Annotated in this window: 22 protein-coding genes and 1 other RNA gene; 5 read left to right on the plus strand and 18 right to left on the minus strand. The window is 64.6% G+C overall.

The features are described from left to right. Positions 1-495: 495 nt before the first annotated feature. A complete protein-coding gene (locus A9J21_RS23055; RefSeq protein ID WP_066739493.1) occupies positions 496-918 on the plus strand; it encodes an OsmC family protein in 423 nt (140 codons plus the stop codon). A 95-nt stretch (positions 919-1,013) separates the two neighbouring features. Here A9J21_RS23055 and rnpB read toward each other — a convergent pair. From rnpB to A9J21_RS23080, 5 genes are all read right to left on the minus strand, one after another. Next, positions 1,014-1,358, minus strand: an RNA gene (gene rnpB / locus A9J21_RS23060) — RNase P RNA component class A. Positions 1,359-1,392: 34 nt separating this feature from the next. Further along, positions 1,393-2,205, minus strand: coding sequence for a DUF3025 domain-containing protein (locus A9J21_RS23065; RefSeq protein WP_066739494.1), 813 nt, complete (start codon positions 2,203-2,205; stop codon positions 1,393-1,395). A gap of 5 nt (positions 2,206-2,210) precedes the next feature. Then, positions 2,211-3,245 carry a dihydroorotase gene (pyrC, locus tag A9J21_RS23070; protein ID WP_066739495.1) on the minus strand — a complete coding sequence of 345 codons (1,035 nt, stop codon included), beginning with the start codon at positions 3,243-3,245 and terminating at the stop codon, positions 2,211-2,213. A 15-nt stretch (positions 3,246-3,260) separates the two neighbouring features. Further along, a complete protein-coding gene (locus A9J21_RS23075; RefSeq protein ID WP_066739496.1) occupies positions 3,261-4,559 on the minus strand; it encodes a glycerate kinase in 1,299 nt (432 codons plus the stop codon). Next, a complete protein-coding gene (locus A9J21_RS23080) occupies positions 4,556-5,629 on the minus strand; it encodes a tartrate dehydrogenase (protein ID WP_066739497.1) in 1,074 nt (357 codons plus the stop codon). The genes A9J21_RS23075 and A9J21_RS23080 overlap by 4 nt, the downstream gene beginning before the upstream one ends. A gap of 121 nt (positions 5,630-5,750) precedes the next feature. On the opposite strand from A9J21_RS23080, the gene A9J21_RS23085 reads away from it, so the two are divergent. After that, complete coding sequence (locus tag A9J21_RS23085; RefSeq protein ID WP_029051563.1) at positions 5,751-6,581, plus strand: class II glutamine amidotransferase; 831 nt, start codon at positions 5,751-5,753, stop codon at positions 6,579-6,581. A 167-nt stretch (positions 6,582-6,748) separates the two neighbouring features. Here the strand turns inward: A9J21_RS23085 and A9J21_RS23090 are convergent, their stop codons facing one another. From A9J21_RS23090 to A9J21_RS23115, 6 genes are all read right to left on the minus strand, one after another. After that, positions 6,749-7,483 carry an amino acid ABC transporter ATP-binding protein gene (locus A9J21_RS23090; protein WP_066739498.1) on the minus strand — a complete coding sequence of 245 codons (735 nt, stop codon included), beginning with the start codon at positions 7,481-7,483 and terminating at the stop codon, positions 6,749-6,751. Continuing rightward, positions 7,480-8,163 (minus strand): glutamate/aspartate ABC transporter permease GltK, encoded by a 684-nt coding sequence (gltK, locus tag A9J21_RS23095; protein WP_029051565.1) that lies wholly within the window; start codon positions 8,161-8,163, stop codon positions 7,480-7,482. The genes A9J21_RS23090 and gltK overlap by 4 nt, the downstream gene beginning before the upstream one ends. An 11-nt stretch (positions 8,164-8,174) precedes the next feature. Next, complete coding sequence (locus tag A9J21_RS23100) at positions 8,175-8,903, minus strand: amino acid ABC transporter permease (protein ID WP_066739499.1); 729 nt, start codon at positions 8,901-8,903, stop codon at positions 8,175-8,177. Positions 8,904-8,968: 65 nt separating this feature from the next. Further along, positions 8,969-9,868: a glutamate/aspartate ABC transporter substrate-binding protein gene (locus A9J21_RS23105; RefSeq protein ID WP_066739500.1), complete on the minus strand. Its 900-nt coding sequence runs from the start codon at positions 9,866-9,868 to the stop codon at positions 8,969-8,971. 313 nt (positions 9,869-10,181) lie between these two features. Beyond that, complete coding sequence (locus tag A9J21_RS23110; RefSeq protein ID WP_066739501.1) at positions 10,182-11,489, minus strand: Glu/Leu/Phe/Val dehydrogenase; 1,308 nt, start codon at positions 11,487-11,489, stop codon at positions 10,182-10,184. 131 nt (positions 11,490-11,620) lie between these two features. After that, positions 11,621-12,577 carry a LysR family transcriptional regulator gene (locus A9J21_RS23115; RefSeq protein WP_066739502.1) on the minus strand — a complete coding sequence of 319 codons (957 nt, stop codon included), beginning with the start codon at positions 12,575-12,577 and terminating at the stop codon, positions 11,621-11,623. Between the two features lie 190 nt (positions 12,578-12,767). On the opposite strand from A9J21_RS23115, the gene A9J21_RS23120 reads away from it, so the two are divergent. Next, positions 12,768-13,310 carry a cysteine dioxygenase family protein gene (locus A9J21_RS23120; protein WP_066739611.1) on the plus strand — a complete coding sequence of 181 codons (543 nt, stop codon included), beginning with the start codon at positions 12,768-12,770 and terminating at the stop codon, positions 13,308-13,310. A gap of 61 nt (positions 13,311-13,371) precedes the next feature. Then, positions 13,372-13,830 (plus strand): Lrp/AsnC family transcriptional regulator, encoded by a 459-nt coding sequence (locus A9J21_RS23125; RefSeq protein WP_066739503.1) that lies wholly within the window; start codon positions 13,372-13,374, stop codon positions 13,828-13,830. Between the two features lie 12 nt (positions 13,831-13,842). On the opposite strand, the gene A9J21_RS23130 is transcribed toward A9J21_RS23125, so the two are convergent. The 5 genes from A9J21_RS23130 to A9J21_RS23150 all read right to left on the minus strand — a co-directional run bounded on the left by A9J21_RS23130 (position 13,843) and on the right by A9J21_RS23150 (position 19,576). Next, the gene (locus A9J21_RS23130) at positions 13,843-14,580 is read right to left on the minus strand and encodes a hypothetical protein (protein WP_066739504.1); all 738 of its coding nucleotides are present in this window, start codon (positions 14,578-14,580) and stop codon (positions 13,843-13,845) included. A 209-nt stretch (positions 14,581-14,789) separates the two neighbouring features. Further along, on the minus strand, positions 14,790-15,563 hold the full coding sequence (locus A9J21_RS23135; protein WP_066739505.1) for an ABC transporter permease: 774 nt from the start codon (positions 15,561-15,563) through the stop codon (positions 14,790-14,792). Between the two features lie 2 nt (positions 15,564-15,565). Further along, a complete protein-coding gene (locus A9J21_RS23140; RefSeq protein ID WP_066739506.1) occupies positions 15,566-16,456 on the minus strand; it encodes an ABC transporter ATP-binding protein in 891 nt (296 codons plus the stop codon). Next, positions 16,453-17,511 carry an ABC transporter substrate-binding protein gene (locus A9J21_RS23145; RefSeq protein WP_066739507.1) on the minus strand — a complete coding sequence of 353 codons (1,059 nt, stop codon included), beginning with the start codon at positions 17,509-17,511 and terminating at the stop codon, positions 16,453-16,455. Before A9J21_RS23145 ends, A9J21_RS23140 begins: the two co-directional genes overlap by 4 nt. A gap of 172 nt (positions 17,512-17,683) precedes the next feature. Beyond that, entirely contained in the window at positions 17,684-19,576 is a 1,893-nt protein-coding gene (locus A9J21_RS23150; RefSeq protein WP_066739508.1) for an ABC transporter ATP-binding protein/permease, read from the minus strand. A 113-nt stretch (positions 19,577-19,689) separates the two neighbouring features. Here A9J21_RS23150 and A9J21_RS23155 point away from each other — a divergent pair, with 113 nt between their 5' ends. Further along, complete coding sequence (locus A9J21_RS23155; protein WP_066739509.1) at positions 19,690-20,091, plus strand: acyl-CoA thioesterase; 402 nt, start codon at positions 19,690-19,692, stop codon at positions 20,089-20,091. 67 nt (positions 20,092-20,158) lie between these two features. On the opposite strand, the gene A9J21_RS23160 is transcribed toward A9J21_RS23155, so the two are convergent. Beyond that, a complete protein-coding gene (locus A9J21_RS23160; protein ID WP_066739510.1) occupies positions 20,159-20,935 on the minus strand; it encodes an enoyl-CoA hydratase in 777 nt (258 codons plus the stop codon). Positions 20,936-20,970: 35 nt separating this feature from the next. Continuing rightward, positions 20,971-21,927, minus strand: a complete 957-nt coding sequence (locus tag A9J21_RS23165; RefSeq protein ID WP_066739511.1) for a DegV family protein — start codon at positions 21,925-21,927, stop codon at positions 20,971-20,973. Between the last annotated feature and the right edge of the window lie 49 nt (positions 21,928-21,976).

Raw genomic sequence — 21,976 nt, forward strand, 5'->3', positions numbered from 1 at the left:
AGCCACCCTTGCAATCGGCGAAAAAAAACCCAAGTCGTATTGGACTTGGGTTTGAATCCACCAAAGGAGGAGGGTGGAGGAGACACCGGGCGATCGACGGAGCCGGTCATGGCAGGCGGTGCGCAGAGCGATTCGGGTACGTTACCGGCTTTCGCTTTCGCACTCTGGCGCGCTCATCAGCGCCGTCGTTCGATGGATTGAATTATACATACGCCCCTCTCGGATGCAAGAAAATTTGCACTACGAAAAGCAATACCATAATACGAAATGCTTCAGGCATCGCCGAACAAGCACCATTACACATATAAATCAATAACTTAAGGCGACACCAAGCATGGTGCATGGACGCCACACTAGAGGAAACCTTCGGATTATTAGGGGTAATCCCGCATCCGGAGCCCACGTGGCGCTTGCCCTATACTCGCAGAATGCAAGCAGCACGACGCGCGCCGGCGTGAGCGGAATAACACCATCAGGAAACGAGGAACGAAAAAAATGGAATGCAAAGTGACATGGTCCGGCCCCGAGGGCATGAGCTTTATTGCCCAGACCGGCAGCGGACACCTTGTGGCAATGGACGGCGCGCCGGACGGTGGGGGCAACAACCTGGCGCCGCGTCCGATGGAAATGGTGCTGCTGGGCACTGGCGGCTGCACCGCGTATGACGTGGTGCTGATCCTGAAGCGCGGCCGCCAGGACGTGCGCGGCTGCTCGGTCAAGCTGGAGGCCGAACGCGCCGACACCGACCCGAAGGTCTTCACGAAGATCAATTTCCACTTCACGGTGACCGGCAAGAACCTGGACCCGGCCAAGGTGGAACGCGCCATCGAGCTATCGCACGAAAAGTATTGCTCGGCGTCGATCATGCTGGCGAAGACGGCCGAGATCACCCACACCACCGAGATCATCGAAGGCTGAACGGATGTGGCCGGGCCGGAGTTGCTGGCCCCGCCTCCTCATCAAGCAAAACGCCCGGCGCAGATTCCCTGCGCCGGGCGTTTTTGTATCCGAAAGAGCAAAGCAGGCCGATAAGCCGGATTCTGTGCACGCCGCGTGCCTTTGCAGGCGCACGACATGTGACAACCATTCCTCTAGGCCGCCCGTTACCGGACGGCTCCAGCTCCCTACCCGCAGACTCGGCGGGCCGCTTCATCGTCTGCCTATTTGGGATTGCTCCAGGTGGAGGTTACCGCGTTTCACCCTTCCCGCCAGCCGAAGCCGGCGGCAAGACTCGTCTCTGTGGCCCTATTCCGCACGTTGCCGTGGATGGCTGTTAGCCAACACCCTGCCCTGTGGAGTCCGGACTTTCCTCCCCTCACCCCCTTGCGAGGGCAAGCAGCGATTGTCTGGCCTGCTTTGCGGGCCGCAGTCTAACACCGAAGTCGGCGACGGTCAGCCCTGCGTGGCAACACCGGCCGCCCGGCGTCCGGGTCGGAACACGCTGGCATCGGCGTAGAACGACGGATCGGCATTGTCATCGCACCAGCCAGGAATGCCCAGCACGGGCAGCGGCGCGAAGCTGCGGCCACCAGCCAGGCGCCCGGCCCCCGCCGCGGCGTCGAGCGAGCCTGCCAGCAGCAGATCGAGTTGATCGAGTGGGGTGTCGGGCGCGGCCGGAATCCACCAGGCGTGGGCCGTGACCGACTTGTATGGCTGCACCAGCTTTTCCAGCAGCGCATGGCCGAACGGCATCACGGTACATCGGGCGTGCCAGGCATCGCGTTGCGAGACAAACAGCTCACGCCACGCAAACCCGCGCAGTGCGTCGAACAGCGAGGCGTCCTGGCTGACGAAGATCACCGCGTTTTCGTCGAACAGCGTTGCCGCATCGCGCAGCCCGCCCCGCACCCGGCCGACGCCGTCGCGCGCAATGGCGTGGGCCTGCAGCCGGTTCAGCAGACGCTTGCTTTCGGGAAAATGCAGCCAGACGAGCGCGTTGAACGCATCGTGGAGGTTATCGCGCGTCGGCACGTGGCCGGTGGCGTGGATATGGGCTTCGTAGGCAACGCCCTCGGGCAGGTCGGCCTGCGGCACAAACCGCAGCGGCAACCCCTGCGCATTACGCAGGCGCGGCAGATGCGGCAACTGTGCGGCGCTCGCGTTGAGCGCCTGGCGCAGGTCCCCGCCGGTCAAGGCCGGGGCGGACGCGGCGAACCCCGCGAAGGGCCGGAACCACGGCCGCGTCCAGTCGATGGCGGACAGCAAGCCGCTCAGCTCGCCTTCCAGCGCAGCGTTTCGCCGGCGCGCAGCGGCACCAGCGTGGTATCGCCGTAAGGCAGTTCGGCCGGCAGTTCCCAGTCTTCGCGTGTCAGCGTCAGCGTGCCGGTATTGCGCGGCAGGCCGTAGAACGCCGGGCCGTTGAAGCTGGCAAAGGCTTCCAGCTTGTCCAGCGCGCCGGCCGTATCGAAGGCCTCGGCATACAGCTCCATCGCGTGCAGGGCGGTGTAGCAGCCGGCGCAACCGCAGGCGTGCTCTTTCAGGCCGCGTGCGTGCGGGGCGCTGTCGGTGCCCAGGAAGAAGCGCTCGCTGCCCGACGTGGCCGCCTTGACCAGCGCGTCGCGGTGGATTTCGCGCTTGAGCACCGGCAGGCAGTAGTAATGGGGACGAATGCCGCCGGTGAAGATCGCGTTGCGGTTGTAGAGCAGATGGTGCGCGGTGATGGTCGCGCCGATCGGGCCTTCGGCTTCGGCCACGTACTGGGCCGCGTCACGCGTGGTGATGTGCTCGAACACCACCTTCAGTTCGGGCATGTCGCGGCGCAGCGGCTTCATCACACGGTCGATGAACACGGCCTCGCGGTCGAAGATGTCAATGTCGCCATCGGTCACCTCGCCGTGCACCAGCAGCGGAATGCCTTCGCGTTGCATGGCTTCCAGCGTCGGGTAGCAGCGGCGGATATCGGTCACGCCGGCGTCGCTGTTGGTGGTGGCGCCTGCCGGGTACAGCTTCAGCGCATGCACGAAGCCGCTGGCCTTGGCCGCGACGATTTCCTCGGGCGGCAGGTTGTCGGTCAGGTACAGCGTCATCAGCGGTTCGAACGCCACGCCGGGCGGCAGCGCGGCCAGGATGCGCTCGCGGTAGGCACGGGCCAGCTCGACCGTGGTCACGGGCGGCTTCAGGTTCGGCATGATGATGGCACGCGCAAACTGGCGCGCCGTGTCGGGCAGCACCGCCGACAGCGCGGCGCCGTCGCGGACGTGCAGGTGCCAGTCGTCGGGGCGGGTAATCGTAAGCTTCTGGGTCATGGGGACAAGCACAACTTAGAGAATCAGGATGGCGCGGTAATCGTTCACATTGGTGCGCGTGGGGCCGGTCACCACCAGGTCGCCCACGGCGTCGAAGAAGCCCCACGCATCGTGCGTATCGAGCTTCTGCCGTGCCGAGACACCGGCTGCTTCGGCGCGGGCCAGGGAATCGGGCGCCAACAGCGCCCCGGCATTGTCCTCGGACCCGTCGATACCGTCGGTATCGGCCGCAATCGCGTGGATCTGCGCCGCGCCGTCCAGTTCGATCGCCAGCGACAGCAGGAATTCCGAACAGCGACCGCCGCGTGCCCGATCCGACGCACCGCTGGGCAATGTGACCGTGCATTCACCGCCCGAAATCAGCACCACCGGCGCGGAGAACGGCGCATTGTACTTGCGAATCTCGCGCACCAGTGCCGCGTAGACGCGCGCCACTTCCTGCGCTTCGCCGGTCACGGTATCGCCAAGCAGCACCGGCTGGATGCCCTGGCGGCGGAACAGCGCGGCCGCGGCTTCCAGGCTGCCATGGGCCGTGGCAATCATGCGATTGTCTACGCGCGCGAACAATGCATCGCCCGGCTTTGGCGTTTCGGCGATCTCGCCACGGGCGCCTCGTTCCAGGTGGGCCTGGACGGTCGCGGGCACCGTCGCGCCGTAGCGCTTGAGGATGGCCAGAGCATCGGCGTAGGTGCTGGGGTCGGGCACGGTCGGTCCCGACGCAATGGCGCTGGGGTCATCGCCCGCCACGTCGGACACGATCAGCGTGGTCACCGGGGCGCGGCTGGCCTGCGCCAGACGCCCGCCCTGGATGCGCGAAACATGCTTGCGCACGATGTTCATGTCGGTGATCGGCGCGCCGCAGCGCAGCAATTCGCGCGTGGTGGCCTTCAGGTCGGCCATCGGAATCCCTTCGGCCGGCAGCGACAGCAGGCTCGATCCGCCGCCCGACACCAGCACGATCAGCCGGTCATCAGGACCCAGCGACTGCACCTGGGCCAGGATGTCGGCGGCGGCCTGCTCGCCGGCTTCATCGGGCACCGGATGGCCGGCCTCGATCACGCGGATATGTTCGGTCGGCAGGCCATGCGCATAGCGCGTGACAACCACGCCTTCCAGCGTGGCCCTGCCCTGGTAGGCGCGCTCGACGGCCAGCGCCATCGATGCGGCAGCCTTGCCGGCGCCCACCACCAGCGTGCGTCCGCCGGCATGGGGCGGCGGCAGGTGGCTGGCGACGATTTCGAGCGGATCGGCGGCCGCCACGGCGGCGCGGAAGCTTTCCAGCAACAAGGTACGGGGGCAGCCCTGGAAGTTCACAGTGCCTCCGCGATGGCCTGGCCCAGATCGGCCGTGGACGCGGTTCCGCCAATATCGCGCGTCAGCGGCGCATGGCCCGGACCGGCGGCCAGTACCTTCTCGATGGTCTGCAGCACTGCGGCGCCCGCGTCGGCATGGCCCAGGTGTTCCAGCATCATCGCACCGCACCAGATCTGGCCGATCGGGTTGGCGATGCCCTTGCCGGCGATATCGGGCGCCGAGCCGTGCACCGGCTCGAACAGGCTCGGGTAGACCTTGTCAGGATTGATGTTGCCCGACGGCGCCACGCCGATGGTGCCCGTGCAGGCCGGGCCCAGGTCGGACAGGATGTCGCCGAACAGGTTGCTGGCAACCACCACGTCGAACCAGTCCGGGTGCTGCACGAAGTGCGCGGTCAGGATGTCGATGTGGTACTTGTCGACCTTCAGGCCGGGGTAATTGGCGGCCATGGCCTCCACGCGCTCGTCCCAGTACGGCATCGTGATCGAGATGCCATTGGACTTGGTGGCCGACGTGAGATGCTTCTTCGGCCGTTTTTGCGCCAGTTCGAATGCGAATTTCAGGATGCGGTCCACGCCGTGCCGGCTCATCACGGTTTCCTGAACCACGATCTCGCGGTCGGTATTCGGATACATGCGGCCGCCGATGCTGGAATACTCGCCCTCGGTGTTCTCGCGCACCACGTAGAAATCGATGTCGCCGGGCTTTCGGTCGGCCAGCGGGCTCTTGATGCCCGGCATGAGGCGCACGGGCCGCAGGTTCACGTACTGGTCGAACGAGCGCCGGAACTGCAGCAGCGAACCCCAGAGCGACACGTGATCGGCAATCTTCGCCGGCCAGCCCACCGCGCCAAAGTAGATGGCGTCGTACTTGACCAGCGTGTCGAACCAGTCGTCAGGCAGCATCTTGCCGTGGCGCTCGAAGTATTCGTAGCTGGAAAAGTCGAAGTGGTCCCACTGGAAGTCGATGCCGAAGCGCCGCGCTGCGGCGTCCATGACACGGATGCCTTCCGGCATCACTTCCGTTCCAATTCCGTCTCCGGGAATGACAGCGATCTTGTATTGACTCATGGCTGGGAAGGGCGAGGTGGCGGGGGGCGCGGGCGCCCGGCTTGGCAGCATCGGGCACGCGCATGATAATGTCCGCATTCTATTGCAAAGCGGCAGCCCCCTGCCGTACGGTGCCCTCGCCATGTGCCAGCTGCTAGGCATGAACTGCGCCACGCCCACCGACGTGACGTTTTCCTTTACCGGCTTCGCCGCCCGCGGCGGCGTGACAGACCATCATGCCGACGGGTTCGGCGTGGCGTTCTTCGAGGACAAGGCCTGCCGGCTGTTCATCGACAACCAGTCGGCCGGCACATCGCCGGTGGCCGACCTGATCAAGCGCTACCCGATCAAGTCGAAGAACGTGATCTCCCATATCCGCAAGGCCACGCAGGGCACGGTGCTGCTGGAGAACTGCCATCCGTTCATGCGGGAACTGTGGGGCCGGCACTGGATCTTTGCCCACAACGGCGATCTGAAGGGCTTCACGCCGTTCCTGTCCGGGGTCTACCAGCCCGTGGGCGATACCGACAGCGAACTGGCCTTCTGCACGCTGATGCAGGGGCTGCGCAAGCGCTTTCCGGGGTCGCAACCGCCGCTCAACGAGCTGGGCCATGCGCTGGCCGATATCACCCGCGACATCACGCTGCATGGCGTTTTCAACTTTTTGCTATGTAACGGCCAGGCGCTGTTCGCGCACTGCTCCACACGGCTGTATTACATCGTGCGGCAGTGGCCGTTCTCCAAGGCACATCTGATCGACGCCGACCTGTCGATCGATTTCTCGCAGGTCACCACGCCGGACGACCGCGTGGCCGTGATTGCCACGGCGCCGCTGACCGACAACGAGACCTGGACCCAGTTTGCCCCGGGCGAGCTGATCATGTTCGAGGACGGCCGGCCCACCATGACGTGGACGGTACCGATTCCGCCCGAGGTGCAGGCAAAGAACGCGGCGAATACGGCGTGTACTTGAGGGAGTGGGGGTAGGCCTGGAGCCCATGGCATAGGCTCAGCTGCAGTCGGGAGGCTGGCGGTGGCTTGACGGCCAGTGCCGCTGAACACGCCCAAGAGTGGACGGATGGCGAGGTCTTGGGTCCCTCTCCCGCGTAGCGGGAGAGGGGAGCAAACCTTGGTCTGCTTTCAGTGATGCAGGATCTTCGACAGGAACTGACGGGCGCGTTCCGAGCGGGCTTCGATGTTGCCGAAGAACTCTTCCTTGGCGCAGTCCTCGACGATCTTGCCGGCGTCCATGAAGATCACGCGGTTGGCCACCTTGCGGGCGAAGCCCATTTCGTGGGTCACGCACATCATGGTCATGCCTTCCTGCGCCAGCTGCACCATCACGTCCAGCACTTCGTTGACCATTTCCGGGTCAAGCGCCGACGTCGGCTCGTCGAACAGCATGCAGATCGGATCCATCGACAGCGCGCGGGCGATCGCCACGCGCTGCTGCTGACCGCCCGACAACTGGCCCGGATACTTCGATGCCTGGCTCTTCAGACCCACGCGCTCCAGGTACTTCAGGCCCTTGGCGGTCGCCTCTTCCTTCGAGCGGCCCAGCACCTTCATCTGGGCGATGGTCAGGTTCTCGGTGATCGACAGGTGCGGGAACAGTTCGAAGTTCTGGAACACCATGCCCACGCGCGAACGCAGCTTGGGCAGGTTGGTCTTCGGATTGCCCACCGACGTGCCATCCACCAGGATGTCGCCCTTCTGGAACGGCTCCAGCGCGTTCACGGTCTTGATCAGCGTGGACTTGCCCGAACCCGACGGGCCGCACACCACCACCACTTCACCCTTGGCGACCTGGGTCGTGCAATCGGTCAGCACCTGGAAGGCGCCGTACCACTTGGAAACGTTATTAATTTCGATCATACGGCCACCTTTTTCTGATAACGCTTGACCAGCAGCGAAGCGGAGAAACAAATGATGAAGTACACAAGGCCGGCAAACAGCAGCATCTCCACGATACGGCCATCACGCTCGCCAATGCCGTAGGCCTGGCCGAAGAAGTCCGCCAGCGCGCTCACGTAGACCAGTGACGTATCCTGGAACAGGATGATGCCCTGCGTCAGCAACAGCGGCACCATGTTGCGGAACGCCTGCGGCAGCACCACCAGGCGCATGGTCTGGCCGTAGGTCATGCCCAGCGCCTGCGCGGCGAACATCTGCCCGCGCGACACGCTCTGGATACCGGCGCGGATGATTTCCGAGTAATACGCGGCCTCGAACAGCGAGAACGCGATCAGCGCGGACGTCATGCGCAGGTCCGATGCCGCATTCAGGTTGAACACCTTCTGCAGCAGCTGCGGGATGATCAGGAAGAACCACAACAGCACCATCACCAGCGGGATGGACCGGAACAGCGTCACATACCCCTGCGCAAACCAGTTCAGCGGCTTGCTCGACGACAGGCGCATCATCGCCAGGATCGTGCCCCAGACGATGCCGACGATCACCGCGGTCACGGTGATCTTCAGCGACACCATCATGCCCTCGCCGAGCACGTGGATGGTCGACGCGTTGATCGAGCTGAAATCGAATTCGTATGCCATGTTCCAGCTCCTTACTTGCCGCCGATAAAGCCCGGCACGCGGGTACGGCGTTCCACCCAGCGCATCAGGAACATCACCGTGAAGTTGATGAGGGCGTACAGCACCGTGACCGCGATGAACGACTCATACGGGCGCGCGGTGTAGTCCACCAGCTGGCGGCCCTGGGCGGCCAGTTCCAGCAGACCGATCGTCGACGCCACGGCCGAGTTCTTGAAGATATTCAGGAATTCGGACGTGATCGGCGGCACGATGACGCGGAACGCCATCGGCAGCAGCACGTGGCGATACGTTTGCGCCAGCGTGAAACCCATGGCCAGGCCGGCGTTCTTCTGACCGCGCGGCAACGAATTGATACCCGAGCGCACCTGTTCGCAAACCCGGGCGGCCGTAAACGTGCCCAGGCACAGCATGGCGGCCAGGAACTGCTGGGTGAACGGGTTCATCTGCTTGATGGCCTCGCCGCCGGGCAGCAGCTCGGGGCCGACGAAGTACCAGATGAACAACTGCACCAGCAGCGGAATATTCCGGAAGATTTCAACGTAGGTGGCCGCGAACCCCGACAGCCACTTGTTCGGCACGGTGCGCAGCACACCCAGCACGGAGCCGATGACGAGGGCGATGATCCACGACGACAGGCCCAGCGCGATCGTGACCTTGAGACCGGAAATCATCCAGTCCAGGTACGTCTCGTTGGAGGCGGCCTGCTCGAGGAAGACTCCCCAGTGAAAAACGTAATCCATAGTGCGTCCTCAAAAAGAAACGGAAGGACTGCTCCTTCCGTTTCGCACTGCTCCAATCGCGCAGATCAGTCGAGTGCCTTGTCGTTCGGGTTCTTGAAGAGCGCCTTCATGTCTTCGGACAGCGGGAAGTCCAGGTTCAGGCCCTTCGGCGGCACCGGTTGCTGGAACCACTTCGTGTACATCTGGTTGATCGAGCCGTCCTTCATCAGGCCGGTGATCACGTGGTCGGACAGCTTCTTGAACGGTGCGTCGTCCTTGCGGATCATGCAGCCATACGATTCACGCGATTGCGGCTTGCCCACCACGATCCAGTCGTTCGGGTTCTTGGCCTTGGCGCGCTCGCCGTAGAGCAGTGCGTCGTCCATCATGAACGCCACGGCACGGCCCGATTCCAGCGTCAGGAACGACTGGCCATGGTCCTTGGTGCTGATGATGTTCATGCCCAGCTTCTGGTCGTCGTTCATCTTGCGCAGCAGGCGCTCGGACGTCGTACCAGCCGTGGTCACCACGTTCTTGCCCTTCAGGTCGGCCCAGTCCTTGATGCCGCCGTCCTTCTTCACCATGATGCGCGTGCCGATGATGAAGATGCTGGTGGTGAACGATGCCTGCTTCTGGCGCTCGAGGTTGTTCGTCGTCGAACCGCACTCGATGTCGATCGTGCCGTTCTGCAGCAGCGTGATGCGGTTCTGCGAGGTGATCGGGATTTCCTTGACCTGCAGGTTAGGCAGCTTCAGCTGGTCCTTGATGGCTTCCACGATCTTCATATTGATATCGTAGGAATAGCCTACCTGGCGCACACCACCCAGGTTGTAGTTGAACGGAATCGAAGAGTCCCGCACACCCAGCGTGATGACACCCGTATCCTTGATCTTCTGCAGCGTACCCGTCAGCGGCTCGGCTGCCTGTGCGCTCGCGCACAGCATGCCTGCCGCAATCATCAGGCCGGCCAACTTGGCAACATTCATAACATCTCCTTGACCATGAAGAGAGAAAGGCGCGACTGTAACAGACAGTCCCGCCGGCGAAACAGTATTGCTTAGCTCGTCACCCAAGACAACGGGTTTTTCCCCTAACTGGTGCCATTTCAGGCAGCGTTTCGCGGCAATGCGCCAAAATGAGACACAACTGCGAACGTCGTATTGCAAGTTTCGGGAAGCGGCGCCAATAGAAAAACGGCGACCGGATCAAGCCCGGTCGCCGTTTTTCAGTGAATCAGGAAAGGGGCCGTATTTGCTGCGTTGCAGCAGCACCGGCTACCCGTTCCTTGACCCGCCTGCATCAGGGGTACAGACCGCGCATCTCGCGCGCCTGCAGGATCCGCGAGCAGGCGACGATGAACGCGGCCGTACGCAGCGTGACCTTGTTGTCCTGGGCAACCTGCCAGATCGCCCGGAAGGCCTCTTGCATGATTCGTACCAGGCGCTCGTTGATTTCCTCTTCGGTCCAGAAGAAGCTCGAGAAGTCCTGCACCCATTCGAAGTAGGACACGGTCACGCCGCCAGCGTTGGCGATCACGTCCGGGCAGACCAGGATATTGCGCTCGCGCAAGATATCGTCGGCCTGCGGCGTGGTCGGGCCGTTGGCGCCCTCGATCACCAGCTTCGCCGTGATCTTCGGTGCGTTCTCGGCCGTGATCTGGCCTTCCAGTGCGGCCGGGATCAGGATGTCGCAGTCGACTTCCCAGAACTGGTCGCCCTTGATGACTTCGGCGCGGTAGCCCTCGATCGTGCCGCTGTGCGATGCGTATTCCATCATTGCGGGCACGTCCAGGCCGGCCGGGTCGAACAGCGTCGTACGGTGATCCTGCACGGCCACCACCTTCGCACCGGCTTCATGGAACAGCTTGGCGGCCACGGCACCCACATTGCCGAAGCCCTGCACGGCCACGCGCGCGCCCTTGACGTCCATGCCCAGGTTGCGGGCGGCTTCCGAACCGACCACGAACACGCCTCGGCCGGTGGCCTCGTGGCGGCCCAGCGAGCCGCCCAGCGAGATCGGCTTGCCGGTCACCACGCCGGTGGCCGTGCTGCCCGAGTTCATCGAGTAGGTATCCATCATCCAGGCCATGACCTGGGCGTTGGTATTCACGTCCGGCGCCGGAATGTCCTTGGTCGGGCCGATGATGAGGTTGATTTCGCTGGTGTAACGGCGCGTCAGGCGCTCCAGCTCGCCGTGCGACAGCGTGCGCGGGTCCACGCGGATGCCGCCCTTTGCACCGCCGTACGGCACGTTCACGGCCGCGTTCTTCACCGACATCCACGCAGACAGGGCCATCACCTCGGACAGCGTCACGTCCTGGTGAAAGCGCACGCCACCCTTGCCCGGGCCGCGCGACAGGTTGTGCTGCACCCGATAGCCCTCGAAGTGGGCGATGGTGCCGTTGTCCAGTTCGATGGGTACGTCGACGATCAGCGCACGCTTCGGGCGCTTCAGGGTTTCAACCCAGCGTGCCAGCGAACCCAGGTAGGGCGTGACACGGTCGACTTGCTGCAGGTAGATGCCCCACGGGCCGAGATTGTCGGCGTTCAGGTATGAAGGCAGGGCGTGAGCATTGGAGACGTTTTGCGTCGGTGCTGCGGAAGACATCGTTGGTTTCCGAGTGAAGGTGACACGGAGCATATCGGCGCCCCCTTTCCCGAATCCAATGCCGTTTGGTCATCCTCGCCAGCACGGTTATGCAAGACGCGCATAACGTTCACACGCCGCCCTGCCCCGCTTCAATCGGCCGTTGACGGGGCAACCAGCGCCGCCCAGACCTTGTCCACCAGCTGGCGCTTGCGCCTGATCTGGCTGCCGCGCCGTTCGCCGCTATCCGCCGGCCGCTCGCGGTAAAGGCGGATTTCCATATCGATCGATTGCGGCAGGCCGCGCGCGGCCTCCGCCCGTACCAGGCGGCCGGCCGCCACGTCCTCGCGCACCGTGCTCTCCGGCAAAAAGGCCATGCCGTGGCCCGCCAGCGCCATGACCTTGAGCGCCTCGGCCATATCGGTCTCGTAGCATTTGTCGAGCTTGAGGGCGTCGGTGGACTCGGCCAGCAGCATATCCACCATGCGGCCCAGGAACGCATTGGGCGTGTAACTGAGGAATGGCACCGGCTTCTTGTCGGTGCCTGGCAGCCGGAACAGCGGGCGCCCCGTGGCATCGGGCACGCTGTATGGCGACAGCCGTTCCGTGCCAAGCACGAGCATGTCGTAGTGCGCCGGATCGAGCTGGATGGCCTGGCGCGGGTGGTGGTAGACCATGACCAGGTCGCAACCGCCTTCCACCAGCATCAGCACCGCATCGTGGACGTTCAGCGCGCGCAACCGGCATGGCAGGGTGCCCAGCTTGCGCTCCACGCCCTTGAGCCATTCCGGGAAGAACGTCAGCGACAGCGTGTGGGGTACCGCGAATTCCAGCACCTGGGCATTGGCCGAGCGCTGGCCGCGCATCAGCGCCCGCGTTTCGCTGACCTGCGCCAGCATCGCCAGCGCCTGTTCGTAGAACACCTTGCCCGCCTCGGTCAGGCTGGTGGGATAGCTCGACCGATCGATCAGCTCGGTGCCCACCCAGGCCTCCAGCGACTGGATGCGCCGCGAGAACGCCGGTTGCGTGACATGCCGCAGTTCCGCCGAGCGCGAGAAGCTGTGCGTCTCGGCGAGGCTGACGAAGTCTTCAAGCCATTTGATTTCCATGGCGCGGATTATCGCCTGCCAAAGCAATGCCCGGCGCAACCGGCAAAAAAATTCCCCAAAGTTGCGATTTATTGGAATCCATTTACAATCGAAGGCAATCTTGGACGACATTTCGCATGCTGGTGCTCAGGTCGCGCTTTTAAGATGAACGCTATTGCACATATCGCACATCAAGAAGAACGAGCCCGCCATGGAAGCCGCATCCACTACCCGCTCAACGCCGTCCCCGCTGTCGTCGCTGGCATCGGGCATGGAAGCCACGCTGTCGCAGAACGCCCGCATGGTGGCCGCCCACGTGGAGGCCAGCCTGCCCGACGCCGATACCCTGCTGGCCAGCCTGCCGGCCGGCGCGCTGCAAGGCAGCCCCGACAACTACACGCGGCATCTGGTCTACGCCGATCCGTACGAGCGATTTTCGGTGATGGTGCTGGTCTGGCGGCCGGGCCAGCACAGCCCGGTGCACGGGCATCGCACCTGGTGCGCCTACCGGGTGTTGCGCGGCACGCTGTCCGAAAGGCATTACCGCTGGAATCCGGACAACCGCACGGCCATCCAGACGGGCGCCGTGACGCGCGAGGCGGGCGATACGTTCAGCGTGCCCGCCGGCCTGCAGCATATCCACGCGCTAGGGAACGGCAGCAATGCGGTGGCCGTGTCGCTGCATATCTACGGCGTGGACCAGGATCGCATTGCCACCGGCGTGAACCTGCTGGTGGATACCATCGTCAGCTGACATCCGCCCTGCCGGGGTGGCCGCCGGCTGGCGCCAACCACCCTTTCCGGACCTGACACCGATGGACCGCTATGACCGCCAGATCCTGGGCATCCTGCAGGAAGATGCCTCCGTACCCGTTGCCGACATCGGCGAGCGCGTCGGCCTGACCTCCACGCCCTGCTGGCGCCGCGTGCAGAAGCTGGAAGAATCCGGCGTGATCCGCAAGCGCGTGGCGCTACTCGACGCCGCGAAGCTCAATGTGGGCGTAACCGTCTTCGTTTCCGTCCGCACCAGCCAGCACAACGCGAAATGGCTGAAGACGTTCCACGACCTCGTGGCGTCGATTCCGGAGGTCACCGAGTTCTACCGCATGGCCGGCGACATCGACTACCTGCTGCGTGTGGTGGTGCCCGATATCGCCGCCTACGACGCCGTGTACAAGAAGCTGATCCAGGGCGCGGAACTGGCCGATGTCAGTTCCAGCTTCGCCATGGAGCAGATCAAGTACACGACGGCGCTGCCGCTGGACTATGCCTAGCGTTGCCTTGCGTTACTGCTGACTCGGCTGAGTCGGCTGATTCGCCTGGTGCACGATGTCGACACCGAGCCGGAATGTGCCGATCTTTGGCTGCTTCGGCAGATCGGTGCCCATTGCATCGATCACCAGGCGCGTGCCTGGCTTGGTCCGGTATCGCGCGCCGGACTTGAGCCCGGGATTGTCCGCCGGGTCGTACCACACCACCAGCGTGCCGCGACCGACATGCCCGCCGCTAGCCTCCAGCGGCCCCAGGTCGCCCCCCTGCCCCGAGCCTGTGACATTGCGTTGCGCACGCAGCCACAACGGAAAGACACGCCCCCCATTTCCATTGCCCTCTACGCTCGCCAGCACCTTGAGCGAGGTGTAACCATCCTGTGGGAATGCGACAACCTGCCTGCGCTGCGTTCCCTTCGCGACGAACTGCACGCGCGTGTCTCGCCACGGTGCCTCGGCGGTGTAGGTGAAGACCGTGGGCTGCGCGGCCGCGTTGGCGGCAACGACCACGTTCAGATCGTCCAGGGTGTTGTCGCCGATCTTGTACCACCGCCGGTCATCGTTCCCGGGGCGCTGCCCCGATTCGGCATGAACGTCGTTGGCCCAGATGTACTTGCCGTAGTACACACAGCTTCCCACCGGGTATTCGCTGTTCGGCAGCCACCGCTCCATGGCGCTGCAATCCCCGGGTTTCTCCGGCGTGCCTGCCATGGCATTCGTGGCGGACGGCAGGAGCAGCACCAGCGCTGCAGACAACGCTGTCGCGCGTCTTGAAGTCAGGCCTTTCCTTAGCATGGTTGAACCACCTTGAGTCTTGAGTTGATGGACAGCCAGGGCAGGTCACCCCGGCGTCCAGAACTCTAGGTATCGGTCCATTCGCCAACAATCGCCATTCGTCCAAAGTCGGTGGTGCCATGACCGTCACCGGGGAGCGAAGGCAGGCATCCCGGTCCGCCGAAATGCGTTCAGCCCCGATGCGCCCAGCCCGTCATCCGCTTTTCCAGCACGGCGAACAGTTCGTACATGACCATCGCCATCACGGCGATCACCACCAGGCCGGCAAACGCCAGCGGCATCTTCATGGCCGAGCCGGCCGATACCAGCAGATAGCCGATGCCTTCGTTGGCGGCGTTCATCTCGGACACCGTGGTGCCCACGAACGCCAGCGTGATGGCAACCTTCAGCGACGCGAAGAAGAACGGCAGCGCACGCGGCAGGCCCACCTTGAGCAGCACGTCGCGACGTTTGGCGCCCAGCACACGTAGTACATCCTCCAATTCGGGTTCCAGCGTAGCCAGTCCCGTGGCAATGTTGACCATGATCGGGAAGAACGAGATCAGGAACGCGGTCAGGATGGCCGGGCCGGCGCCCAGGCCGAACCACACCACCAGAATCGGCACGAAGGCCGCCTTGGGCAGCGCGTTGAACGCCGTCATCAGCGGATAGGTGGCCGCGTACGCCAGGCGCGACGACCCCATCAGCATGCCCAGCACCACGCCCACCACGATCGCCACGCCAAAGCCCACCATGGTGGTCCAGAACGTGCGCCATGCATGCCCGGCAATGACGCCGCCGTATTCCACCATCGACGCCACGATCGACGACGGGCTGGGCAGGATGAAGTCGGACACGTCGAAGACCAGGCACGCGCCCTGCCACAACAGCAGGCACGCGCCAAGCAGGATCCAGGGGGCGACGCGCTGCACGCGCTTCGCCTGGAGAGAGGACATCGTCGTCATGTTCAGTGCCGTCCCGTGTTGTCAGGTTGGGTGCCCGGCGGATTGCCGGGCTTGTGGCCGATCTTCTCGCGCAGCTCGTGTACGCGCTCGGCAAACGGTTCGGTATAGGTAATGTCAAGCGGCCGCGGGCGTGGCAGGTCGATCTCGCGACGCAGCACGATCCGACCCGGGCGCGCGCTCATCACGTAGACGGTATCGGCCAGGAACACCGCCTCGCGCAGGTCGTGCGTGACCAGGATCACGTTGAAGCGCTGTGCCTGCCAGAGGTCGCGCAGCACGCACCACAGTTCCTCGCGCGTGAAGGCGTCGAGCGCGCCAAACGGCTCGTCCAGCAGCAGCATGCGCGGCTCGTGGATCAGCGCGCGGCAGATCGACGCCCGCTGCTGCATGCCCCCCGACAGCTGCCACGGATACTTGTCCTCGTAGCCGGACAGGCCCACGGTCTTCAGCAGCGCGCGGGCGCGTTCCACATATTCGCCACGCTTCTTGCGCATGGTCGACCGGTACGGCTCGACGATCTCCAGCGGCAGCATCACGTTGTCGAGCGTGGTGCGCCACGGCAGCAGCGTCGGCGCCTGGAAGGCCATGCCCACCTGCTTGAGCGGCCCCGTGACCTTGGCGCCGTTGATGCTGACCACGCCACGCGTGGCCGGGCGCAGCCCCGTTGCCAGCTTCATGAACGTGGACTTGCCGCAGCCAGACGGCCCGACGATGGCGATGAACTCGCCCTCGCGCGCCTGCAGCGAGATATCCTCGACCGCGAATTCGCCGCGGCGTGCCAGTTCGTCGTCGTAAGCCAGCCAGACGCGGTTGAAGTCGACGAACGGCTGCGCCGTCCTCTCACCCGCCGGCGCGCCGCCCGAGGCGGGCATCAGAGCTTCGCGTGCCATCATCGCAGTACGTCCAGTTCGGCAGCCGACGGCAGGTAGGCATCGGTCCAGAGCGCATCGGGGTTGATGCGGCCCTTGGTGGCAAAGGCGTCGGCCACCTGCGAGGCCATCAGCGACAGGCGCGGCTTGCTGACGCGGCCGAAGCCTTCGGCCTTGGCGTCGGGCGACTTCACCACGCTGTCCAGCGCGATCCTCAGGCGACGGACTTCGAGCTTCTCGTCGATGATCCCGTCGCGCGCCTTGACGGCCTTGACACCGTCTTCCGGTCGCGCGATCACATCCTTGGCCGACTTCGCAAACGCTCGCAGGAAGGCCTTCACGGCTTCGGGGTTGCTCTTCAGGAACTGCTCGGACGCGATGATCGCGTTGCCGTAGAGCTTCACGCCGTACTGCGGGTATGGCAGCACCACGATGTCCTCATCCTTCACGCCACGCGCGTTCAGGTTCAGGATCGACGTGAAAGAGAAGCCCGTGATGGCGTCGAGGTCGCCGCGCGCCAGCATGGTTTCGCGCAGCGTGGGGTCCATCGCCTGCCAGTTGAACGCCCCGGCCTGCAGTCCGTTGGCCTTGGCAAAGATCGGGAAGGCGCGGCGGCCGGCGTCGAACACCGGGGCGCCAAGCTTCTTGCCGGCCAGGTCCTTCGGCGACTTGATGCCCGACTTCTTCAGCGCCAGCACGGCGGCCGGCGTGTTGTTGTAGACCATCATCACGGCCACGGGCCGGTTTTTCGCGTCGGGATTGTTGCCGTAGAACTCCATCACCGACGCCAGGTCGGCAAAGCCCATGTCATACGTGCCCGAGGCCACGCGGTTGACCACGTTGCCCGACCCGTTGCCGGCGTCGATTGCCACGTCGAGCTTCTCGGCCTTGTAGTAGCCCTTCTGCTCGCCGAGCAGGAACAGGGCGGACGGGCCTTCGAAGCGCCAGTCGAGCTGGAAGCGGATCTTCGTGGCGGTCTGCGCCTGCGCGGTGCCTGCGCAGAGTGTCGACAGCACCATCGTGGTGCCCAACGCGGTGCACAGCTTCAGCAAATGACGGCGCACGGGGGATTGCGGCATGAACCTTCTCCAGTAGTTGATCTCTCTGGAGGGGGCTTTTCGCAAGGGACGTGCCAGCTTTTCACGGCACCGTCATGCCCCGGCACGAAGCCTGCGCGCGGTGCATTGACGAACCATGATTGTGCGCGGCCCGCTGTCGGCATGCGTTGCCGACAGCCATTGTCGACAATCGTCAGGCGTCCTGCGTGGCGTCGCCGACCTCGATGTCGCGGGCGTCGGCGTCGGGCGTGCCCTGCGCGGCATTGCGGGCCTGGATCTGCCACATCTCGGCATAGCGGCCGTTGGCGCGCATCAGGTCGGCATGGGTGCCGCGCTCGACGATGCGGCCGTGGTCCATCACCAGGATCTGGTCGGCGTGGACGACCGTGGACAGCCGGTGCGCGATCAGCAGCGTGGTGCGGTTCTGGGCCAGCCGCATCAGTTCGGCCTGGATGGCCTGCTCGGTGCGCGAGTCCAGCGCCGAGGTGGCCTCGTCGAACACCAGGATCGGCGGATTCTTCAGCAGCGTGCGGGCAATGGCCACGCGCTGCTTCTCGCCGCCCGACAGCTTCAGGCCCCGCTCGCCCACCGGCGTGTCGTAGCCCTGCGGCAGTTCGCGGATGAAATGGTCGATCTGGGCGGCCTGCGCGGCGGCGATGACTTCCTCGCGCGAGGCCTCGGGCCGCCCGTAGGCGATGTTGTAGTAGATGCTGTCGTTGAACAGCACCGTGTCCTGCGGCACGATCCCGATCGACGCGCGCAGCGTCGACTGGCGCACGCGGCGGATATCCTGGCCGTCCACCTCGATGTCGCCCTGCGTCACATCGTAGAAACGGAACAGCAGCCGGGCCAGCGTGGACTTGCCCGATCCGCTGTGGCCGACCACGGCCGTGGTGGTGCCGGCGGCAATCGTGAAATCCACATCTTGCAGGATCACGCGATTCGATTCGTAGCCAAAGCCGACGTGCCGGAACCGCACCTCGGCGCCGTTGACGCGCAGCGCCGGGGCGTCGGGATTGTCGGCCACCTCCTGGTTGGTGCCCAGCAGGACGAACATGCGATCCATGTCGGTGGTGGCCTGCTTGATCTCGCGGTAGATCACGCCCAGGAAATTGAGCGGGATGTAGAGCTGGATCATCAGCGTGTTGACCAGCACCAAATCGCCCAGCGTAAGCTTGCCCGCCGCCACGCCCACCGTGGCGCGCCACAGGATCAGGATCAGGCCCGTGGCGATGATCGCCTGCTGGCCGAAGTTCAGGAACGACAGCGAGTTCTGCGAGCGGATGGCCGCGGTGCGGTAGGTGCGCAGGTTCTCGTCGTAGCGGCGCGCCTCGTATTCCTCGTTGCCGAAGTACTTGACCGTCTCGAAGTTCAGCAGCGAGTCGATGGCCTTCTGGTTGGCGCGCGAATCCAGCTCGTTCATCTTGCGCCGGAAGTGCGTGCGCCACTCGGTCACGACGATCGTGAACGTGATGTAGCCCACCAGCGCGCACAACGTGATGGCCGCGAACCAGATGTCGTAATGCAGGAAAAAGAAGCCGATGACCAGCGACATCTCCACCAGCGTCGGCAGGATGCTGTACAGCGAGTACGAGATCAGCGACTGGATGCCACGGGTGCCGCGCTCGATGTCGCGGCTCATGCCGCCGGTCTGCCGGTCCAGGTGGAACCGCAGCGACAGCGCATGGAGGTGGCGGAAGACCTGCAGGGCGATCTCCCGCACCGCGCTTTGCGTCACCTTCGAAAAGAGGATCTCACGCAACTCGGTGAACAGCGAGCCCGACAGTCTCAGCACGCCGTAGGCGATGATCAGGCCCACCGGCACCACCAGCAGCGCCGTGGCGTCGCCGGGCTTGATGTCCATGGCGTCGACAAGCTTCTTCATCAGCACCGGCACGCCCAGGTTGGCCACCTTGGCGGCCACCAGGCAGGTCAGCGCCAGCATCACGCGCCACTTGTAGTGCCAGACGTAGGGCAGCAGGTTGCGGACGGTCTGCCAGTCGCTGCGGGGCGCACCGGCGCTCTTGAACAATGCATTGGCCGGCTCCGTGGGGGCGGGCTCGGCGGTCGTGGAATAGCGGCGCATACGTTAGAATTCGTGCCAATGCCGCGATTGTCGCAGAGATCGCCAGGTCCGGCAGACCACCGCCTTGATGCCTTATGAATTCCCCGTATTTTCCGCTCTCATCGATCGCCGACATGTCCACTTCCGCCCCCATCTCCGAACTGCCGGCCGGCAAGAACCCGGCCCTGCGCGTGGTACCGATGCCCGCCGACGCCAACGTGCATGGCGACGTGTTCGGTGGCTGGATCATGGCGCAGGTCGACATCGCCGGCTCGATCCCGGCCGTGGAACGCGCCCAGGGCCGCGTGGCGACGGTGGCGGTGAATTCGTTCCTGTTCAAGCACCCGGTGTTCGTGGGCGACCTGGTCAGCTTCTATGCGGATATCGTCAAGACGGGACGCACGTCGATCACGGTGTCCGTCGAGGTCTACGCGCAACGCATGCGCCACAGCCACGAGATCGTCAAGGTGACGGAAGCCACGCTGACGTACGTGGCGACGGACGAAAGCCGGCAACCGCGGGTGTTGCCGGCCTGATTGGCTTCATTCCCACTCCCGCCGTGCGGGAGTGGGGAGAAACCCGAAACACGAGGGACAGCAAACCTCAGTCGAACTTCGAGAAGTCCGGCTTGCGCTTCTCGAAGAATGCCGTGAATGCCTCCTTGGCTTCCGGCGCCACCAGCATGCGGCGGAACACCTCGCCCTCCTCGGCCATTTTCTTCTCGACGGCCGCCACATCGTCACCCTTCATCAGCCGCTTGGTCTCGCGCAGCGACGACGCCGGCAGCGCCGCCAGCCTGGCCGCCTGCTTGCGCACGTAGTCCGACAGTTCCGCCAGCGGCAGCACCTTCGTCACCAGCCCGATATCAAAGGCCTCCTGCGCGCTGAACGCCTCGCCCAGCAGCAGCTTTTCCGCGGCGCGCTGGTAGCCCACCATGCGCGGCAGCAGCAGGCTCGATGCGGCCTCGGGACACAGGCCCAGCTGCGCGAACGGCAGCGACAGCCTGGCGGTTTCCGACGCATAGACCAGGTCGCAATGCAGCAGCAGCGTGGTGCCGATCCCCACGGCCGCGCCGCTGACCGACGCCACCACCGGCTTGCTGGCATGGCTGATGGCGTGCAGGAACTGGAACACCGGCGGCTGGGCGCCATCGTTGCCCTGCGTCGGCGGGCGCTTCATGAAATCTTCCAGATCGTTGCCGGCCGTGAAGATCTCGGGCTTGCCCTCGATCACGATCACGCGCACGGCGTTGTCGGATTCGGCGGCACGCAGCGCGTCGGCCATGGTCTGGTACATGGCGGCGGTGATGGCGTTCTTCTTGTCGATGCGATCGAAACCAATGGTCAGGATGCCCTGGTCGATGCGGGTGGCAATGCTCATGTCTTCCTCGTCTCGGTCGTAATGCAGACTGCCGCTCACACAAACGGTGGCGGCATGTCGGAAAGATAACTGAGCCCGAACGCGCCCGCGCCCACGTTGAGCGCGACGGTCAGGCTCATCGGCGCGAGCATCAGCTCGACGCCATGCTTGGCGGCGGTCCTGGTCAGCGACTGCCACGCCGGCCACGATTCCACCTCGTCCAGATCGCCCGCGTAGGCGGCGGCCACGGCAGGCGTCAGCAGGCACCTAGCCCGGATGCAGGCTTCCACATGGCCCAGCAGGCGGCGCACGCCGTCCTCGGCTCCGCGCACCTTGGCAATCGCCTCGGTCTCGCCCTGATGCATGCGGATCACCGGACGGATATTGAACGCGCTGCCCAGCATGTAGCGGCTCCATGTGATGCTGTTTTCGCCCTTGTGCTTCGCGCGCGTGTACATGTACAGCAGTTCGTCCGGGATCAGGAACATGTGCGCGGCATCGCGCAGGCGGTTCTCCACCGCCTCGACCACCTCGGTAGCCTTGGCGCCATCGGCCAGCATGCGGGCGGCCTCGCGCACGATCAGCGCCTGGCCGGGCCCGATCGCGCCCGTATCGATCACGGTCAGGTCGAACAGGCCACTGCGGCCGGCGTCCTTGCGCAGCTTGAAGCTGCGCGCGACCGTGCCGACCACGGCGCCGGTGGCATTCGCGTAGAGCTTGCTGCGGCTGCTGGCAATGGTCAGCAGGATGGCCCGGTCGCAACCGGCCACCACGTTCTTCAGAAAATGGTCTTCCAGCTCGCGTTCGAGCAGCGGGATGGATTCGGCGTAGTGGTCCTGCTTGCCCACCAGGTACTGGTGGTAGAGGTCCGGCAGCGCATCCTCGTCGCGTGTGTCGACCACGAAGCGGTCGCCGGCGCGGATGCGGAACGGGATGGTGCGGACGCCCAGCGCGTCCATCATCGAACGCGGCATGTCGCATGCCGCGTCGGCCAGAATGGCGGTCTCCTGCATATTGTTGTTCTCCTCCGGGTCAGTGCGTCAACGTGTTGGCATCTTCGTG

The sequence above is a fragment of the Cupriavidus sp. D384 genome (assembly GCF_001652915.1).
GTDB lineage: Bacteria > Pseudomonadota > Gammaproteobacteria > Burkholderiales > Burkholderiaceae > Cupriavidus.

What these genes read in the sequence shown, in the direction of transcription:
- A9J21_RS23055 (WP_066739493.1), top strand. Translation starts at nt 496, where the DNA reads ATGGAATGCAAAGTGACATGGTCCGGCCCCGAGGGCATGAGCTTTATT.
- pyrC (WP_066739495.1), bottom strand. Translation starts at nt 3,245, where the DNA reads ATGACCCAGAAGCTTACGATTACCCGCCCCGACGACTGGCACCTGCAC.
- A9J21_RS23080 (WP_066739497.1), bottom strand. Translation starts at nt 5,629, where the DNA reads ATGAGTCAATACAAGATCGCTGTCATTCCCGGAGACGGAATTGGAACG.
- A9J21_RS23085 (WP_029051563.1), top strand. Translation starts at nt 5,751, where the DNA reads ATGTGCCAGCTGCTAGGCATGAACTGCGCCACGCCCACCGACGTGACG.
- A9J21_RS23090 (WP_066739498.1), bottom strand. Translation starts at nt 7,483, where the DNA reads ATGATCGAAATTAATAACGTTTCCAAGTGGTACGGCGCCTTCCAGGTG.
- gltK (WP_029051565.1), bottom strand. Translation starts at nt 8,163, where the DNA reads ATGGCATACGAATTCGATTTCAGCTCGATCAACGCGTCGACCATCCAC.
- A9J21_RS23100 (WP_066739499.1), bottom strand. Translation starts at nt 8,903, where the DNA reads ATGGATTACGTTTTTCACTGGGGAGTCTTCCTCGAGCAGGCCGCCTCC.
- A9J21_RS23105 (WP_066739500.1), bottom strand. Translation starts at nt 9,868, where the DNA reads ATGAATGTTGCCAAGTTGGCCGGCCTGATGATTGCGGCAGGCATGCTG.
- A9J21_RS23110 (WP_066739501.1), bottom strand. Translation starts at nt 11,489, where the DNA reads ATGTCTTCCGCAGCACCGACGCAAAACGTCTCCAATGCTCACGCCCTG.
- A9J21_RS23115 (WP_066739502.1), bottom strand. Translation starts at nt 12,577, where the DNA reads ATGGAAATCAAATGGCTTGAAGACTTCGTCAGCCTCGCCGAGACGCAC.
- A9J21_RS23120 (WP_066739611.1), top strand. Translation starts at nt 12,768, where the DNA reads ATGGAAGCCGCATCCACTACCCGCTCAACGCCGTCCCCGCTGTCGTCG.
- A9J21_RS23125 (WP_066739503.1), top strand. Translation starts at nt 13,372, where the DNA reads ATGGACCGCTATGACCGCCAGATCCTGGGCATCCTGCAGGAAGATGCC.
- A9J21_RS23135 (WP_066739505.1), bottom strand. Translation starts at nt 15,563, where the DNA reads ATGACGACGATGTCCTCTCTCCAGGCGAAGCGCGTGCAGCGCGTCGCC.
- A9J21_RS23140 (WP_066739506.1), bottom strand. Translation starts at nt 16,456, where the DNA reads ATGATGGCACGCGAAGCTCTGATGCCCGCCTCGGGCGGCGCGCCGGCG.
- A9J21_RS23145 (WP_066739507.1), bottom strand. Translation starts at nt 17,511, where the DNA reads ATGCCGCAATCCCCCGTGCGCCGTCATTTGCTGAAGCTGTGCACCGCG.
- A9J21_RS23150 (WP_066739508.1), bottom strand. Translation starts at nt 19,576, where the DNA reads ATGCGCCGCTATTCCACGACCGCCGAGCCCGCCCCCACGGAGCCGGCC.
- A9J21_RS23155 (WP_066739509.1), top strand. Translation starts at nt 19,690, where the DNA reads ATGTCCACTTCCGCCCCCATCTCCGAACTGCCGGCCGGCAAGAACCCG.
- A9J21_RS23160 (WP_066739510.1), bottom strand. Translation starts at nt 20,935, where the DNA reads ATGAGCATTGCCACCCGCATCGACCAGGGCATCCTGACCATTGGTTTC.
- A9J21_RS23165 (WP_066739511.1), bottom strand. Translation starts at nt 21,927, where the DNA reads ATGCAGGAGACCGCCATTCTGGCCGACGCGGCATGCGACATGCCGCGT.